The sequence below is a fragment of the Eggerthella hominis genome, from assembly GCF_014287365.1.
Classification (GTDB): Bacteria; Actinomycetota; Coriobacteriia; order Coriobacteriales; family Eggerthellaceae; genus Eggerthella; species Eggerthella guodeyinii.
Genome location: NZ_JACOOA010000007.1, coordinates 36723 through 51368 on the forward strand (window position 1 = coordinate 36723; position 14646 = coordinate 51368).

The following is a 14646-nucleotide window of genomic DNA, read 5'->3' on the forward strand; positions in this document are numbered from 1 at the left end:
CGTATTCAATGGAAGAAATCATAACGATAGACCGGATGGGCTACGGCGCGCAGGCCGTCGGCCGCCTCGACAACGGCAAAACCGTGTTCGTGGAAGGCGGCGCGCCCGGCGACGTGGCCGCCGTCGAGATCGTCGAGGACAAGCCGACGTTCGCCCGCGCGCGCATCGCGCGGCTCGAGGAGGCGTCGCCCCTGCGCGCGAAGCCGCGCTGCGAGGCGGGTGCGACCTGCGGCGGCTGCCCCTGGCAGCACCTGGCCTACGACGCGCAGCTCGACGCGAAGCGCGCCAACGTGGTGGCGGCCCTCGAGCGCACGGCGAAGCTCGACCACGAGCGCGCCGAGGAGCTCGTGCGCGCCTGCCTGCCGAGCAAGCGGCAGTGGGGCTACCGCAACAAGCTGGAGCTGGGCGCTGCGTTCGACGAGCACGGCACGTTCCAACTGGGGTTCCACCGCGAGGGCACGCACGACATCGCCTCCCCCGGCATCTGCCCGCTGGCCCACGACGCCATCGCGAAGGCGCCCAAGGCGCTGCGCGGCGCGCTGAAGTTCGCGCAGGGGTCGGCCGACCTCGGCATCTTCCGCGTGGGGGTGCGCCACAGCCTGCGCACGGGCGACCTCGAGGTGGCCCTGTGGACGAACCCCGGCTCGTTCCCGCGCGGCCACATCGCGAAAACCGTCAAGAGCGCCGTCAAGGCGTCGAGCATCGTGCGCGTCATGGCCGACCCCGGCAAGGCCCGCAAGATCAAGGGCGTGGAGACGCTCGACGGCAAGGGCTGCTGGGAAGAGCAGCTGGGCAGCGCCCGCTACCTGGCCAGCGCGCCGTCGTTCTTCCAGGTGAACACCGCGCAGGCCGAGAAGCTGGTCGCGTGCGTGATCGAGGGGCTGGGAGGGCGCATGGCCGAGGACGGCCCCGAGGGCCTCGACGACCTGCTGATCGCCGACCTGTACGCGGGCGGGGGCACGTTCTCGGTGCCGCTCGCGCAGGCGGGCGCCGAGGTGCTGGCCGTGGAGGCCGCCGGCTCGTCGGTGCGCGACCTGCGGCGCAACGCCGATCTGAACCGCGTGGACGTCGAGGTGATCGGCGGCGACGCGGCGCGCGAGCTGCCCGAGCTGGGCGACCTCGACGCGCTCGTGGTGGACCCGCCGCGCGCGGGGCTGGCCGACGGCGTGGTGGAGAGCATCGCCGCCGCCGAGCCGACGCGCGTGGCCTACGTCAGCTGCGACCCGGCCACCTGGGCCCGCGACGTCGCGCGCTTCGAAGCCTGCGGCTACCGCCTGGAGAGCGTGCAGCCCGTCGACCTGTTCCCGCAAACCTACCATGTCGAAGTGGTCAGCATCTTCGCGCGCCTCGAGCGGCGCGCACGAAAGGAGCGCCCATGATCCTGTCCGACGCCACCATCGAACGCCTCATCGCCGAGGGCGGCCTCGCCATCGAGCCGCTCGAGCCAGGGCAGATCCAGCCGGCCAGCGTGGACATCCGCCTGGGAGACACGTTCAGCATCGTCGAGGACACGCCGAGCGGCATCGTCGGGCTCGAGGACGAGATCGCCTACAAGACGATCCGCACCGACCGCTACATCCTGCTGCCGGGCCAGTTCGTGCTGGCCACCACCATGGAGTACGTGCGCCTCGGCGCCGATTTGACGGCCTTCGTGGAAGGGCGCAGCTCGCTCGGGCGCATGGGGCTGTTCGTGCAGAACGCCGGCTGGGTGGACCCCGGCTTCGAGGGCGAGATCACGCTCGAGCTGTTCAACGCGAACCGCTGCGCGCTCGAGCTGCGCACGGGCCGGCGCGTGGGCCAGCTCGTGTTCGCCCAGCTCGACGAGGCGGCGAAGAACCCGTACGACGGCAAGTACCAGGGCCAGCGCGGCGCGACGGGCTCGCGCGTGTTCCTCGATCCGGAGGCGGCGCGCTAACGCGCTGTCGCCCGCGCGCCCCGGACGCCTCCGCGACGCGCGGCCGCCCGGGCTATTCGATGTCCGAGAGGATCTCGCCGGGCTGGTCGCCCGCGTCGAGGAACCTCTTGCGGGTGACGAAGTTCCACACCATGACGATGAACGTGGCGCCGATCTTCACGAGCAGGTAGTGCGCGCCCAGCAGCTCGACGCCCGCCCACATGCAGCCGTTGTTGATCAGAAGGCCGATCACCGACAGCACGACGAAGATGACGAACTCGCGCCGGCGGCTCATGCCCTCCTTGTGGGTGAACACGTAGCGCATGGACGCCACGTAGTTGAACACGACCGAGGCCGTGAACGAGATGGTGGCGCTCACGAGGTAGTTCACGCCGAACGCCTCGGTGAGCAGGGCCAGAAGGCCGTAGTCGATGACGAATGCGATGACGCCCACCACGCCGAACTTCATGATCTGAGCAATGAGCTTCTTCACCGCGCGTCCTTTCGCCCTACGCTCCCCCGCCCCGGGGCCGCTCCCTCAAAAACCCGTCTATTGTGGCATATACGAGGCGGATATCAAGGGGTTTGCTCAGATGGCCATCCATTCCGCTCATGCGGCTGCGCTCCTCGTCCTCGACGAACGCGTTGGCCGTCATGGCGATGATGGGCACCGTGCGCGCGTCGTCGCGGTCGAGCGCGCGGATGACGCGCGTCGCCTCGTAGCCGTCCATCTCGGGCATCTGGATGTCCATGAGGATGAGGTCGACGGATCCCGGGCGCGACCGCTCGAACACGCGCACGGCCTCGGCGCCCGTGGACACCGCCACCACCTCGGCCCCGGTCATGACGAGCACCTCGGTGGCGATCTCGCGGTTGAGCTCGTTGTCCTCGGCGATGACGATCTGCTTGCCGGAGAATTCGTAGGCGTCGTCCGCATCCGCCTGCAACGGGCGGCTCAGGCCGAACGCCCCGTCGCGGCCCGCGGGCCCCTCGCCTGCGGCGGCGCGGCCGAAGGGGATGTCCACCGTGAACGTCGACCCCTTCCCTACCTCGCTCGCGAGCGCGATGGAGCCGCCCATCATCTCGGCGAACCGCTTCGTGATGGCGAGGCCGAGACCCGTGCCGCCCCGCATGCGGGAGGCGTCGTCGCCCTGCTCGAACGACGAGAAGATCCGCTCGCGGTTCTCCGGCTCGATGCCGCATCCCGTGTCCGTCACCGAGAAGCGCAGCCAGATGGGGCCGTCGCCGCGCCCGGCGTCCTCGTCCGGTCGCGCGGGCAGCTCCTCGATGCGCAGCGTGACGCTTCCCCCGCACGGCGTGAACTTGAACGCGTTGCCCACGAGGTTGTAGATGATCTGGTTCAGCCGCAGCCCGTCGCCGACGAGCAGCGACGGCAGCGCGCCCGCCTCTTCCGTCTCGTAGCGGATGCCCTGCTCGAGCGCCTGCGTGCCGAACACGGCGTTGAGCGATCCCACGAACGCGGCGAAGTCGAACGTCTCGCGCTTGATGTCGATCTTGCCGCTTTCGATCTTGCTCATGTCGAGGATGTCGTTGATGAGCGCCATGAGGTGCTCGGACGTCACGTCGATCTTCTCGAGGCAGGCGCGCGTCTTCTCCTCGTCGTGCGCGTGCTCCAGCGCGATGGCGGTCATGCCCATGATGCCGTTCATCGGCGTGCGTATCTCGTGGGACATGCGCGAGAGGAACTCGCTTTTCGCCAGGCTGGCGCGCCGCGCTTCCTCCGAGGCGCGCTCGGCGCGGTCCTTCTCGTCGGAAAGGAGGCGCGTGTTGCGTTTGACCAGCCGATAGTAGATCAGGAAGAAGATGACGATGACCGCCACGATCATGGTGGCCATGAGGACGGCGTTCTGCATGAGCACCTTGCTGAGGCCCGCGATGTCCTCGTCCACCACGCCGTAGGGCATCGCGGTGCACAGGTACCAGTCCTGGTTGTCCATCGGCCGGAAGTACAGGTACTCGTGATGGTCTTTGTACCAGAAGGGAAGGAGGAATGAGTCGCCCTCGTCCACGGCCTCGCGGACCTGGTCCATGGTGAAGCCGTCGTCGAGGCGCGCGGTCGCCTCGAGCGCGTCGAACAGGTTGTCGCCGTTGCACAGCCCCTCGGCGTCGCACCCGGCGATGCAGGTGCCGTCGAAGCCGATGACGCTCGACCGCGAGCTGCCCTTGATCAGATCGAGGTTGAGCCTTCCGGAGATGATGTTCACGTCGTAACCGGCAACCACCGCGGTGAAGGTCACGTCTCCGCAGGTGACGGGGTCGAAGGCATCGACGAGCGCGATCGTCCCGTCGTAGAGCATCACGTCGTGCCCGCTGGCGTCGCGATACGACAGCGACAGGTCGCCGCGGGCGGCGTCGTCGTCCGAGGCGGCGGCCACGCCGCGGGCGGTGTAGTAGCGCCCGTCGTTGCCGCGCAGCGCGAGGTAGGCGTACTCCTCGTCGTCGGCCTCCATGCAGGCGAGGAAGTCCCGCACCTCGTCGAGGTCGGCGGGCTGGTAGAGCGAAAGCGAGCTGCCCACGGTGTCGATCTGGCAGAACTTGCCGTCGATGCCGGTGTTGAAGTGGGCGATGACCTGGTCGCTGAGCTCCTGCAAGTACACTTCGCTCATCGTCTCCACCGCGGCAGACGTCGCCTCGCGCGACGACACCACCGTGTAGACGAGCGCGATCAGGAGCGTGAGGACGAGCACGACCACGACAAGCGCAATGCGCCGCCGCTCGCGCGAGCGGGTAATCAATTCCATCGGGAGGACGCCCCTCTTCCTATCGTAGCGGGCGCTCCCCATTGTAACAGGAGGTTCAGGGCGCAATATTACCGGTCGAAAACGGCTTCCTTACCGCGTTTCATCTGGAAAACAACGGAGCCGTCTGGCGCTGGCCTGCCGTTTCGAGTAGGATGATCCTCACCTATACAGAACCGAGGAGTGATTCGTGGATCAGAAGAACGATACGCCGCGCGACGCTGCAAGCGCCGGCACCGTCGCCGTGCTCATCCCCTGCTACAACGAGGCCGTCACCATCGGCAAGGTCGTCGACGACTTCAAGCGCGTGCTGCCCGAGGCGACCGTGTACGTCTACGACAACAACTCCTCCGACGGCACCGCGCAGATCGCCCGCGAGCACGGCGCCGAGGTGCGCGCCGAGCGCCGCCAGGGCAAGGGCAACGTGGTGCGCCAGATGCTGCGCGACATCGACGCCGACTACTACGTCATGGTGGACGGCGACGACACCTACCCCGCCGAGTCCGCGCCCGCGCTGCTGGCGCCGCTCATGGCCGACGAGGCCGACATGGCGGTGGGCGACCGCCTGTCCAACGGCACCTACGGCGAGGAGAACGACCGCGCCTTCCACGGCTTCGGCAACGACCTCGTGCGCACGCTCATCAAGTGGATCTACGGCTTCGAGTTCTCCGACGTCATGACCGGCTACCGCGCGTTCAACGCCGTGTTCGCCAAGACCATGCCGGTGCTGTCGCCGGGCTTCGAGATCGAGACGGAGCTGTCCATCCACGCCGTGGACAAGCGCTGGCGCATCGCCGAGGTGCCCATCGACTACCGCGACCGCCCCGAGGGCTCGGAGAGCAAGCTCAACACGTTCTCGGACGGCATGAAGGTGCTCGGCATGATCATGTCGCTGTTCAAGGACTACCGCCCGCTGGCGCTGTTCAGCTGGCTCGCGCTTCTGTTCTGCGTGCTGGGCCTCGTGGCCGGCATCCCCGTCATCTGGGAGTTCGCGGCGACCGGCCTCGTGCCGAAGCTGCCCTCGGCGCTGCTGGCCGTGGCGCTGGTGTTCGTGGGCATCCTCGCGTTCGCGAGCGGCCTCATCCTGGACACCGTGGTCAAGGGCACCCGCAAGGAGTACGAGCTGCAGGTGACGCAGGCCTACGAGCGCTACGGGAAGAACGGCCGGGCGTGATCGTGCAAACGAGGGGCGGGATCGCTGTATGGATGCCCGCTACGCACTCCCCGATCCGCACCCCTCTCACGGCCCGTATCCTAGCAAACAAGCGGGAAAATATGCAGTCGTGATTTATGACTTTCTTCCTGAGAGAATTAAAGGTTCGGAACGTTTTACCTGATAGGGGTGTCGTAATGTAGCTTTCCGGTTACATGATAGCACAGCGGGATCGACGAGGGACCCACCCGGGCCAAACGCATATGCGGCGCAGGCTCTGCGTGCGACGGCCAATCGGCGCTACCTGATGCAAAATCGGGTTTCCGACAGCGTTTCCCTGCACCGGCTGCCATTCGGAACGTTCCGGCGCTGCACGAGCCGGCGCACAGCCGCGCGCAGCGCACAGGGGCGATGCCCCCGTTCGAGCTACCCCTCCCGCGCTTGCAGGATGCGGGCGGCCAGCTCGTCGCGGTCGGCGGCGGCGAAGCGGTACCGCACCGTCTGCACATCGCCGCCCTCGGCATGCTCGACGCGCGCGAAGCGCAGCTCGACCTCCACGCACCCCTGCGACAGCAGCGCGTAGGCGTAGCATTGCGCCTGCAGGAGGTGCTTGTCCCTCAGCGCATCCGGCGGCTCGTCGTCGCTGCCGCCGGTCTTGTAGTCCACGACGAGGGCGCGGGCGCCGCCGAGCTCCGGACCGTCGGTGCACAGCAGGTCGATCTCGCCTTCCATGAGCGCATCGGCCAGGCGCACGGCGAACGGCACCTCCGCGCGGCGCAGCCGCCAGGAGCGCGCCTCGGCGCACGTCGCGCTGGCGAACCAGCGCGCGCATGCGTCGGCCAGGCGCGCGCGCTGATCGGCCGTGAGGCCGTAGGCCGCCGCGAGCGCGGCGAGGCGCTCCGGGCCCGGCTCGCGCCCCGTCTCGACGGCCAGCTGCGCCGCCCGGTGGAAGGCGCTGCCGAGATCCGTCGCCTTGTCGGCATCCGCCGCGCGGGGCGCGTCGTCGTCCGGCGCGGCCGTCGGGTTCGGGGCGATGGACGAGTACGAGAACGCGCCCGCGCGCGCGGCGCTCCACGCGAAGCGGGCCGGCGCGGGCGCGTCGTCCACGACGGGCACGAAGAACCGGGCGGGTTCCGCGGCGGCGCCCTGGTCGGCCGGCTCTTCCGGCACCTGCACGAGGATGCGCTCGAAGCGCGCCGGCGCGGTGCCGCCGTACGCGAGCTCGGAGTCGCCCTCGGGGAAGTCGCCCGAACCGCACAGCGCGCTGCGGATGTCATCCACGAGCGGCGCGTAGGTCGGGGGCTTGCCCGCGGCGGGGGCCTTCGCGTCCATCGCCACGACGAGCGCCTCGCTCGCGCGCGTGAGGCCCACGTAGAGCTTGCGGCGCGCCTCGGCCAGCTCCTCGTCGGCGGCGCGCCGGGCGAGCTGGGCGCGGTAGGCCGCCTGCGTGCACGACGGCGCGCCGGGCGCGCAGCCGGAGACGTCCGCGCCCTCGACGTAGCGCCGCGCCGCGAGCGCATCGGCGTCGTCCGCATCGTCGCCGGCGGAAGCCGACACGCCCGAGCGCTTCGCCAGCTGCGGGAACGCTTCGAGCGACCCCGCGGGAGCGAGCGAGGCGCGCGCGACGGGGCCGCACGTCTCCACGAGCAGCTTGCCGCCGCCGACGCGCGCGTCGGCGAAGTCGGCCAGCGCCACGATGGGGAACTCGAGGCCCTTCGAGGCGTGGATGGTCATGATCTTCACCACGTCGCCGCCGGCCCCCGACAGCGCGCCGGGAGCCTCCTTCAGCCCCACGGCCAGCTCGTCGGCCAGGGCGCGCGCCGTCGAGGCCAGGCCCAGATGGCGCTCGGACTCGAGGTTCTCGATGAGCCGGATGGCCTTCAGCACGTTCGCGGCGCACGCCGTGCCGACCGCGCCCGCCTCCTCGAGCCGCGCCATCCATCCCGAGCGCACCACGGCGTCGCGCACCACGTCGGCCACCGGCCGCGTGCGCGCCTCGGCGCTCGCGCGGTCGAGCAGCCGCACGGCGTGGGCGAGCCGCGGCGGCAGGTCGCCGGCCTGCGCCGCGAGCCGAGCGAAGCCGCGGTCGAGGTCGCGGCGGCGCACGCACCCGGTCTCGGGATCCTCCTCGGTGGAAAGCGCGAGGAAGTCGTCGGCCGAGAGCCGCACCATGTCGCTGGTCAGCACCTCGAACAGCGCGGCGGTGTTCGCCGGGTTCGCGAGCGCCTCCACGAACCGCGCCACCACGCGCACCTCGGGCGCCGACGCGAACAGCGACCCGCCCGTCACCACGCACTCGAAGCCTTCGGCGCGCAGCGCCTCGGCGTACACGCCCGCACGGCTCATCTTCCCCAGCAGCACCACCATGTCGCCGGGCGCGTGGCCGTCCTCGCGCAGCGCGGCGAAGCGCCGGGCGATGGCCTCGGCCCCGGCGCGCTTCACGTCGGCCGTGCGCACCCCGGTGCCGCGGCCCGCGGGCTGCAGCGACAGCACGAGGTCGATGCGCGGCGCGCGGCCCCGGTAGCGCGATGCGCGCCGCTCGTTCGGGGCGAGCGACATGAACGCGTCGCCGAACACCGTGGGCTGCTCGAACACGCGGTCGACGAACGACAGCACGTCGCCGTGGCTGCGGAAGTTCTTCGTGAGCTCGACGTAGAGCGCGCCCACCTCGTCGGCGCGCATCGCGCGCTTGTGCGCCTCGTACACGTTCACGTCGGCGCCGCGGAAGCGGTAGATGGACTGCTGCGCGTCGCCCACCGTGCACAGATGCGCGCACCTCGGTCCGGCCAGGCGCGCGATCATGTCGATCTGCAGCTGGCTCGTGTCCTGGAACTCGTCCACCATCACGAGCTTGAAGCGGTCCTCGTAGCGGGCGGCGATGTCGGGATGGCGCTCGAACGCGTCGAGCGTCCGCACGAGCAGGTCGTCGTTGTCGAGCTTGCACGCCGCGCGCTTCGCGTCCTCGTAGCGGGCGGTCACCTCGCGGGCGAGCCTCGCCAGCTCGGCGGACAGCGGGTACGCCAGCGCGAGGGCGATGCCCTGGGCCACGCGCGCATGCACGGCCTGGTACGCCTTGACCTCCGCTTTCACGGCCGCGCCGCCGAAGGTGCACGGCAGGTAGGCGCAGCCGTCGACCACGGCCGCCAGCGCGCGCGCGTCGTCCGCCGCGGACGCGTCGGCCAGAAACGCGCCGAGCGCCTCCACCGCGTCGGCCGCCTGGGCGCGCGCCCGCTCGGCCGACGCGCTCTTCCCCGCCTGCTCGAGCGCGGGCAGCACCCCCTCGTACGCCAGCAGCAGCTCGCGCGCGAGCGCCGACGCCTGCGCCGGCGGCGGTCCGAAGTCCAGCGCGTCGAGGCCGCCGCGCAGGCCCACCGCCTTGTCGAGCAGGGCCTGCAGCATGGAGGCCACCGACGGCGCGAGCGGCATCGCCGAGCGCGCCGGGTACTCGTCGAACAGCGCGGCGTACGAGCCGCGCGCGATGATGTCGTTGTCCTCGCCGAGCGCGCCGTCGATGGCGTCGGCGATGAGGTCGGCGCGCTCGGCGTCGCCCATGATGCCGAAAGCCGGGTCGATCCCCAGGTCGAGAGCATGGGCGCGCAGGATGCGGGCGCACATGCCGTGGATGGTGGAAATCCAGGCACCGTCGACGCGCAGCGCCTCCTCGGCCAGGCCCTCGGCGCGCAGCGTGCGCTTGACGCGCGCCTTGATCTCGGCCGCGGCCTTCTCGGTGAACGTGATGGCCAGCACCTCGTCGATGCTCGACACCGCCGGCCCGCTCTCGGGCAGCAGCGCGTAGGCGATGCGCTGCGTGAGCGTGAACGTCTTGCCCGAGCCGGCGCCGGCCGACACGAGCAGCGGGCCGCGCACGTGCTCGATGCTCTGGCGCTGGCCGGGCGTGCAGGTGGCGAGGTTCATAGCGCGCGCCTCCTCTCGCAGGCAAGCACGGGGCAGTAGCCGCAGGGGTCGGTCCCGCGCGGGTCGGGGCCGATGCAGCCGCCGGCCAGCGTGCGCACGGCCACGCCGATGCGCTCCTCCACCGCGTCCACGAGCTCGCCGAACGACGAGACGCCCAGCGCCTCGCCCGCCGGCCCCGGCACGCCGCAGCGCTCGACGTCGATGCCCGGCACGTCCCGCTCGCCGAGGACCGCGCGGTCGAGCGCGCCGGCCACCCGACGGTCGCGCCCGTACGACACGTACAGCGCGCCTACGACGTCGAGTCCGAGCACCTTGCGCGCCACCTGGGCGTACATGAGCGTCTGCACCTTGTGGGGCAGCAGCGCGCCGGCCGCCTGCGCGGCGGGCGACGCCGAATCCAGCGCGTAATCGCCGCTGAGCGAGCCCTTGTAGTCGATGACCACCGCCTGGCCGGCCCCGTTCACGTCGATGCGGTCCACGCTGCCGCGCAGCAGGCAGCCCGCGTACGGGAACGGCTCGCTCGAGCCGAAGTCGAACTCGAAGCGCGTCGGCTCGAAGCCCGGCAGCAGCAGCGCCTCGCGGTCGAGGAACGCGACGAGCTTCTTCTTCAGGTCGTTCGTCTCGGCCTGCTCGAACGCGGTGCGCGGGATGAGCGGGTTGGCGGAGCGCTTGAGCCTGCGCTGCGACTCCAGATGGCGATCGAACGTCTCGCTCAGCAGCGCGCGGGCCTCGGGCAGCGCGGCGGCCTCCACCTTCGCGCAGCCGGCGGCGCGGAAGCGCTCGTAGAAGCTGCGCAGCACGTTGTGGGAGAAGCTCCCCATCTCGAGCGGGCCGAACCCGGCGTCCGGCTCCGACAGGCGCAGGCGGCGCAGGGCGAACCACTTGTAGGGGCATTCGAGGTAGCTCTCCAGCGCCGACGGCGACAGCGCCAGCGGCGCGTCGGCGCCGAGCAGCCCCTCGCGCGGCGAACGCGGCAGCACGATGCGCGGGCGCTGCGCGGGCGACACCGCGCCCGCGGCGGGAAGCTCCCACGACAGCGTGGGAAGGGCGCCGCCCGCGCGTCCCCGCACGCCGGCGCACGCGAGCGCGAGGTTGTCGTGCAGGGCGTCCTCCCCCGCCTGCGCCGCGAACGGCGCGAGCGCGGCGGGAAGCCCCGTCGCGCGGTCGTCGCCGTCGCCGTCGTCGCCCCCCGCGCGGTAGCAGTCGAGCAGCTCCTCGTACATCACCGCCGGGTACGCCTCGTCGGCGTCCACCGTGTTCAGCACGCGCTCGCACACCACCGCGTCGCGCGCCGTCGAGAGCGCGCGGAAGAACCGGCGGCGCGCGTCGGCCAGCGCGTCCGCGGGCCGGTCGAGGCCGAGCTTCCCCATCAGCAGCGTGCCCCCGTCCTCGACGGCGCGCACCGGGTAGGCGCTCGCCGAGAGGTCGCACAGCACGAGCGTGCAGCACGAGCACGAGGGGCGCTCGGCCGCGTCCGCCAACGACATGAACAGCGCCTCGGGCGCCGCGTCCCCGTCGATCCCCGCGCGGGCGCCGGCGGAGACCGGCGTGCGCTCCAGCAGCGCCGTCGCCTCGGCGAACGCCGTGCCCGTGCGGGCGCACGAAGCCGCGAAGGCGCGGGCGCGCGATGCCGCCGCCAGCTGCTCGGCGCGAAAGGCCGGATCGAGGTCGACGCGGGCGCGCAGGCGCCCCTCGAGGCTCGCAAGCGCCCCGTCCACGTCGCCGGCCGCGAGCGCCGCGAGCACCTCGGCTGCCGCCTCGCTCTCGCGGGAGAGGTCGGCGACGATGCGCTCGCGCTCCACCGTGCGGTCGCCGCGCCACGCGGCGTCCAGCTCGCAGGCCGTGCGCCGCCCGATGCCCGAGAAGGGACCGAACGCGAAGTCCGACGCCTGCGCGATGCGCCACGCGCCGTGCATGAACGAGTGGAGGGCCAGGAAGGAGCGGCCGAACGCGGTGTCGGCGAACGGGCGGGCCGCCTCCGCCGCCGACGTCACGCCCCGCTCGCAGAGCGCGTCCGCCACCTCGTCGAACAGCGCGCGCGCATCGCGCGCCGCAACCGCCACGGGCAGCGCGGCGCGCCCCTCGGCGGCCGCGCGCGAGCGCTCGTCGAGCACCGCCTGCGCCACCGCGCCCGCCACGAGCGCCGGCGCGGCGTAGCGCCCCGCCGGCAGCAGGAAGCGCACGCGCCCCGTCGGCTCCAACGGCGCGGCAGCCGCCGGCTTGAACAGCCGCGCCAGCAGCCCTTGCAGCTCGGGCGCGCGCTCCGCCGACGCGGACGGCGCGCGGCAGCCGTCGTCGAGGCGCACGACGTCCGCCCGCTGCGCGAGCGCGGCGATCATGCGGTCGTCGGCGTAGCCCAGCTCGTCGAACCCGGCCAGCACGAGCGGTTCCGCGGCGCCCGCCGCCGCAAACGCCGCGGGCAGCCAGGCCGCCGCCTGCGACGACTCGCACAGGCCGCTCTCGGCCAGCAGCTCCGCGTAGCGCCCGAGCACCGCGAGCGCGTCGCGCTCGGCCGGGCTGAGCCCGGCAACCGCGGCGCCCGGCGCCTCCAGCAGGTACGGCAGCGCCTCGCGCGCCAGGCGCGCGAGCACGTCGACGGTGCCCGGGGTGGCGTCGAGGGCCGCGCGGTCGGCCTCCAGGCAGGCGCGGCGCACCAGCAGCGCGCGTTCGGACGACGCGACGATGCGGCGGCCGTCGCCGAACAGGTCCCAGCGATCCCGCACCCACGACGCGGGCGTCTCCACCCGCACGCCGAGCGCGCAGGGGCTCTCCGCGAAGACGCGGCGCGCTCGCGACGCCGCAGCAGGGCTCGGCACCAGCAGCACGGGAACGCGCCCCGCGGCGCGCTGGGCGTCCAGATGGTCGCGGGCCGCTTCGAGCACGGCGTCCGCATGGTCGAGTATGTAACGATGGAGGGGCATGGCGCCTATTGTACTCGCACACCGCACAAACGTGCGCTACAATGGCCGCCATGCAGAAGAACACCTTGAAATACTCGGCCGTCGTCTTTCTCGGCGGCGCCAGCTACGGCGTGATGGCCGCCACGGTGAAGAGCGCGTTCGCCGAAGGGTTCGCCTGGGCGCAAACGGCCGCCAGCCAGGCGTTTTTCGGCGCGCTGCTGTTCGCCGTCGCGCTCGTCGTCCTCGCCGCGTTCGGCAAGCGGCCCGTGCCGCTGGCCCCCAAGCGCGTCCTCGCCCTGCTCGGCCTCGGCCTCACCACGTGCACCACCTGCGTGCTGTACAACTTCGCGCTCACGATGCTGCCCGTGTCGGTGGCCATCACGCTGCTGTTCCAATTCACCTGGATCGGCATCGTCTTCCAGGTGATCGCCACCCGGCGCAGGCCGCACGGCGCCGAGATCGGCGCGGCCGTCATCATCCTCGGCGGCACGCTGCTGGCAAGCGGCCTGTTCTCGTCCACGGTGGGCTACCTCGACCCGCTCGGCATCGCCTGCGCGCTGCTGTCGGCCGTCAGCTGCGCCACGTTCATGTTCCTCTCCGCCCGCATCGGAGTCGACCTGCCGCCCATCGAGCGCGGCCTCGTCGTGTGCCTCGGCGCGTGCATCCTCGGGTTCGCCGTGTGCCCCGACTACTTCGCCAGCGGCGCGCTGCAGGCCGGCATCTGGAAGTACGGGCTGATCCTGGGCGTGTTCGGCCTGTTCGTGCCCGTGGTGCTGTTCGGCATCGGCACGCCGCACCTGTCGGCGGGCCTGTCCACCATCATGGCCTCCTCGGAGCTGCCGTGCGGCATCGCCGTTTCGGTGCTCATCCTGTCCGAGCCCGTGGACGCGTTCCAGGTGGCCGGCATCGTCGTCATCATGCTGGGCGTGGTGGTATCCCAGCTTCCCAACCTCGTGCCGCCGCGCGCATCGCGCTCAGAAGCCGAAGGACGCTAGCCCGACCGAGAAGAGATCCTGCAGCACGGCCTCGACCTCGCCGCTGCGCTCCTTGAGGTAGACGGCGCAGATGGGCACCGTCACCGAGTCCTGCGGGACGAACGGGCGCACGGCCGTCATCGCGTGCGACTTCTCCATGGCCGGGATGCCCGTCGTGAAGATGACGCCGCCGGCCCTGAAATGCCGGTTGACGTCCGCCAGGTCCATCTCCACGAAAGTGAGGTCCGTCCCCATCGCGCGGTACCGCGACACGATGCTGTCGTTCGACTCGTCGAACCAGTTGGGAGCGGCCACCGGATACGGGACGAGCTCGGCCAGCGAGACGGCCTCCTTGGAGGCCAGCGGATGCTCCTTGCCCATGAACACCGCCGAGGGAACGGTGCCCACCGGGCGGCATTCCACGTCGGGGTGCGCGAACGCGCCCACGGTGATCAGCACGTCGAACTCGCAGGATTTCAGCCCGGCGAGGCCCGCCGCGCCCGTGGCCAGCGCCATGGTGGTCTCGATGCCCGTCTGCGCCTGCACGAGCGCGGCCGTGTTCTCGCGCACCACGTCGTTGTCCGAGAACGGCGGCGTGTTCAACGCGAGGCGCAGGCGGTCGATTCCCCCGTCGGCCCGCCGGTAGCGGGCGGCGAACGTCTCGAGCTCCGAGAACTGGGCCAGCACCGGCACGGCCTGCTCGTACATCGTCTTCGCGAACGTGGTGGGCTGCATGCCCTGGTTGTTGCGCACGAACAGATCGCATCGCACCTCGGACTCGAGGTCGGCCATGCTCTTCGAGATCGCCTGCACGGTGATGTGCTGGCTCTTCGCGGCGGCGGAAAGGCTGCCATGCTCGACCACTGCGGCGAAGTATTGAATCTGTTTGATATTCAAGGGCTTGACCTTCGGGACCTGTGCGATTGTAATGGAAAAAATCCTACCACTCCGGCAACGAGCAGCCCGAGCAGCCCATCGTGTTCAACTAATTTTTGAATCACGCATCGGTCCGGAGCGCGACCGCTCCGTACGACCGGGCGAGAAATCGCCG

9 protein-coding genes are annotated in these 14646 nt (G+C 71.2%); 4 read left to right on the forward strand and 5 right to left on the reverse strand.

Annotated features, from left to right (window positions below):
• Nucleotides 1–8 precede the first annotated feature (8 nt).
• Together rlmD and dcd are read left to right on the forward strand one after the other, a co-directional pair.
• A complete protein-coding gene (gene rlmD / locus H8S61_RS14200; protein WP_186939427.1) occupies nucleotides 9–1379 on the forward strand; it encodes a 23S rRNA (uracil(1939)-C(5))-methyltransferase RlmD in 1371 nt (456 codons plus the stop codon).
• Nucleotides 1376–1915, forward strand: coding sequence for a dCTP deaminase (dcd, locus tag H8S61_RS14205; protein ID WP_154334514.1), 540 nt, complete (start codon nucleotides 1376–1378; stop codon nucleotides 1913–1915). The genes rlmD and dcd overlap by 4 nt, the downstream gene beginning before the upstream one ends.
• A 52-nt stretch (nucleotides 1916–1967) precedes the next feature.
• Here dcd and H8S61_RS14210 read toward each other — a convergent pair whose 3' ends face one another.
• Together H8S61_RS14210 and H8S61_RS14215 are read right to left on the reverse strand one after the other, a co-directional pair.
• On the reverse strand, nucleotides 1968–2387 hold the full coding sequence (locus H8S61_RS14210; RefSeq protein ID WP_186939428.1) for a GtrA family protein: 420 nt from the start codon (nucleotides 2385–2387) through the stop codon (nucleotides 1968–1970).
• Nucleotides 2388–2403: 16 nt separating this feature from the next.
• The gene (locus H8S61_RS14215; RefSeq protein ID WP_255466634.1) at nucleotides 2404–4656 is read right to left on the reverse strand and encodes an ATP-binding protein; all 2253 of its coding nucleotides are present in this window, start codon (nucleotides 4654–4656) and stop codon (nucleotides 2404–2406) included.
• Between the two features lie 187 nt (nucleotides 4657–4843).
• On the opposite strand from H8S61_RS14215, the gene H8S61_RS14220 reads away from it, so the two are divergent.
• Entirely contained in the window at nucleotides 4844–5827 is a 984-nt protein-coding gene (locus tag H8S61_RS14220; RefSeq protein WP_186939430.1) for a glycosyltransferase family 2 protein, read from the forward strand.
• A 405-nt stretch (nucleotides 5828–6232) separates the two neighbouring features.
• Here the strand turns inward: H8S61_RS14220 and H8S61_RS14225 are convergent, their stop codons facing one another.
• Nucleotides 6233–9721, reverse strand: a complete 3489-nt coding sequence (locus H8S61_RS14225) for a UvrD-helicase domain-containing protein (protein WP_186939431.1) — start codon at nucleotides 9719–9721, stop codon at nucleotides 6233–6235.
• A complete protein-coding gene (locus H8S61_RS14230) occupies nucleotides 9718–12642 on the reverse strand; it encodes a PD-(D/E)XK nuclease family protein (protein WP_186939432.1) in 2925 nt (974 codons plus the stop codon). Before H8S61_RS14230 ends, H8S61_RS14225 begins: the two co-directional genes overlap by 4 nt.
• A 50-nt stretch (nucleotides 12643–12692) precedes the next feature.
• On the opposite strand from H8S61_RS14230, the gene H8S61_RS14235 reads away from it, so the two are divergent.
• Nucleotides 12693–13616 carry an EamA family transporter gene (locus H8S61_RS14235; protein WP_255466635.1) on the forward strand — a complete coding sequence of 308 codons (924 nt, stop codon included), beginning with the start codon at nucleotides 12693–12695 and terminating at the stop codon, nucleotides 13614–13616.
• Here H8S61_RS14235 and H8S61_RS14240 read toward each other — a convergent pair.
• Entirely contained in the window at nucleotides 13596–14492 is an 897-nt protein-coding gene (locus H8S61_RS14240) for a LysR family transcriptional regulator (RefSeq protein ID WP_186939434.1), read from the reverse strand. The two genes, H8S61_RS14235 and H8S61_RS14240, sit on opposite strands and share 21 nt — an antisense overlap.
• Nucleotides 14493–14646 lie beyond the last annotated feature (154 nt).

Coding starts and splice junctions, on each gene's coding strand:
- rlmD (WP_186939427.1), top strand. CDS start 9: ATGGAAGAAATCATAACGATAGACCGGATGGGCTACGGCGCGCAGGCC.
- dcd (WP_154334514.1), top strand. CDS start 1,376: ATGATCCTGTCCGACGCCACCATCGAACGCCTCATCGCCGAGGGCGGC.
- H8S61_RS14215 (WP_255466634.1), bottom strand. CDS start 4,656: ATGGAATTGATTACCCGCTCGCGCGAGCGGCGGCGCATTGCGCTTGTC.
- H8S61_RS14225 (WP_186939431.1), bottom strand. CDS start 9,721: ATGAACCTCGCCACCTGCACGCCCGGCCAGCGCCAGAGCATCGAGCAC.
- H8S61_RS14230 (WP_186939432.1), bottom strand. CDS start 12,642: ATGCCCCTCCATCGTTACATACTCGACCATGCGGACGCCGTGCTCGAA.
- H8S61_RS14235 (WP_255466635.1), top strand. CDS start 12,693: ATGCAGAAGAACACCTTGAAATACTCGGCCGTCGTCTTTCTCGGCGGC.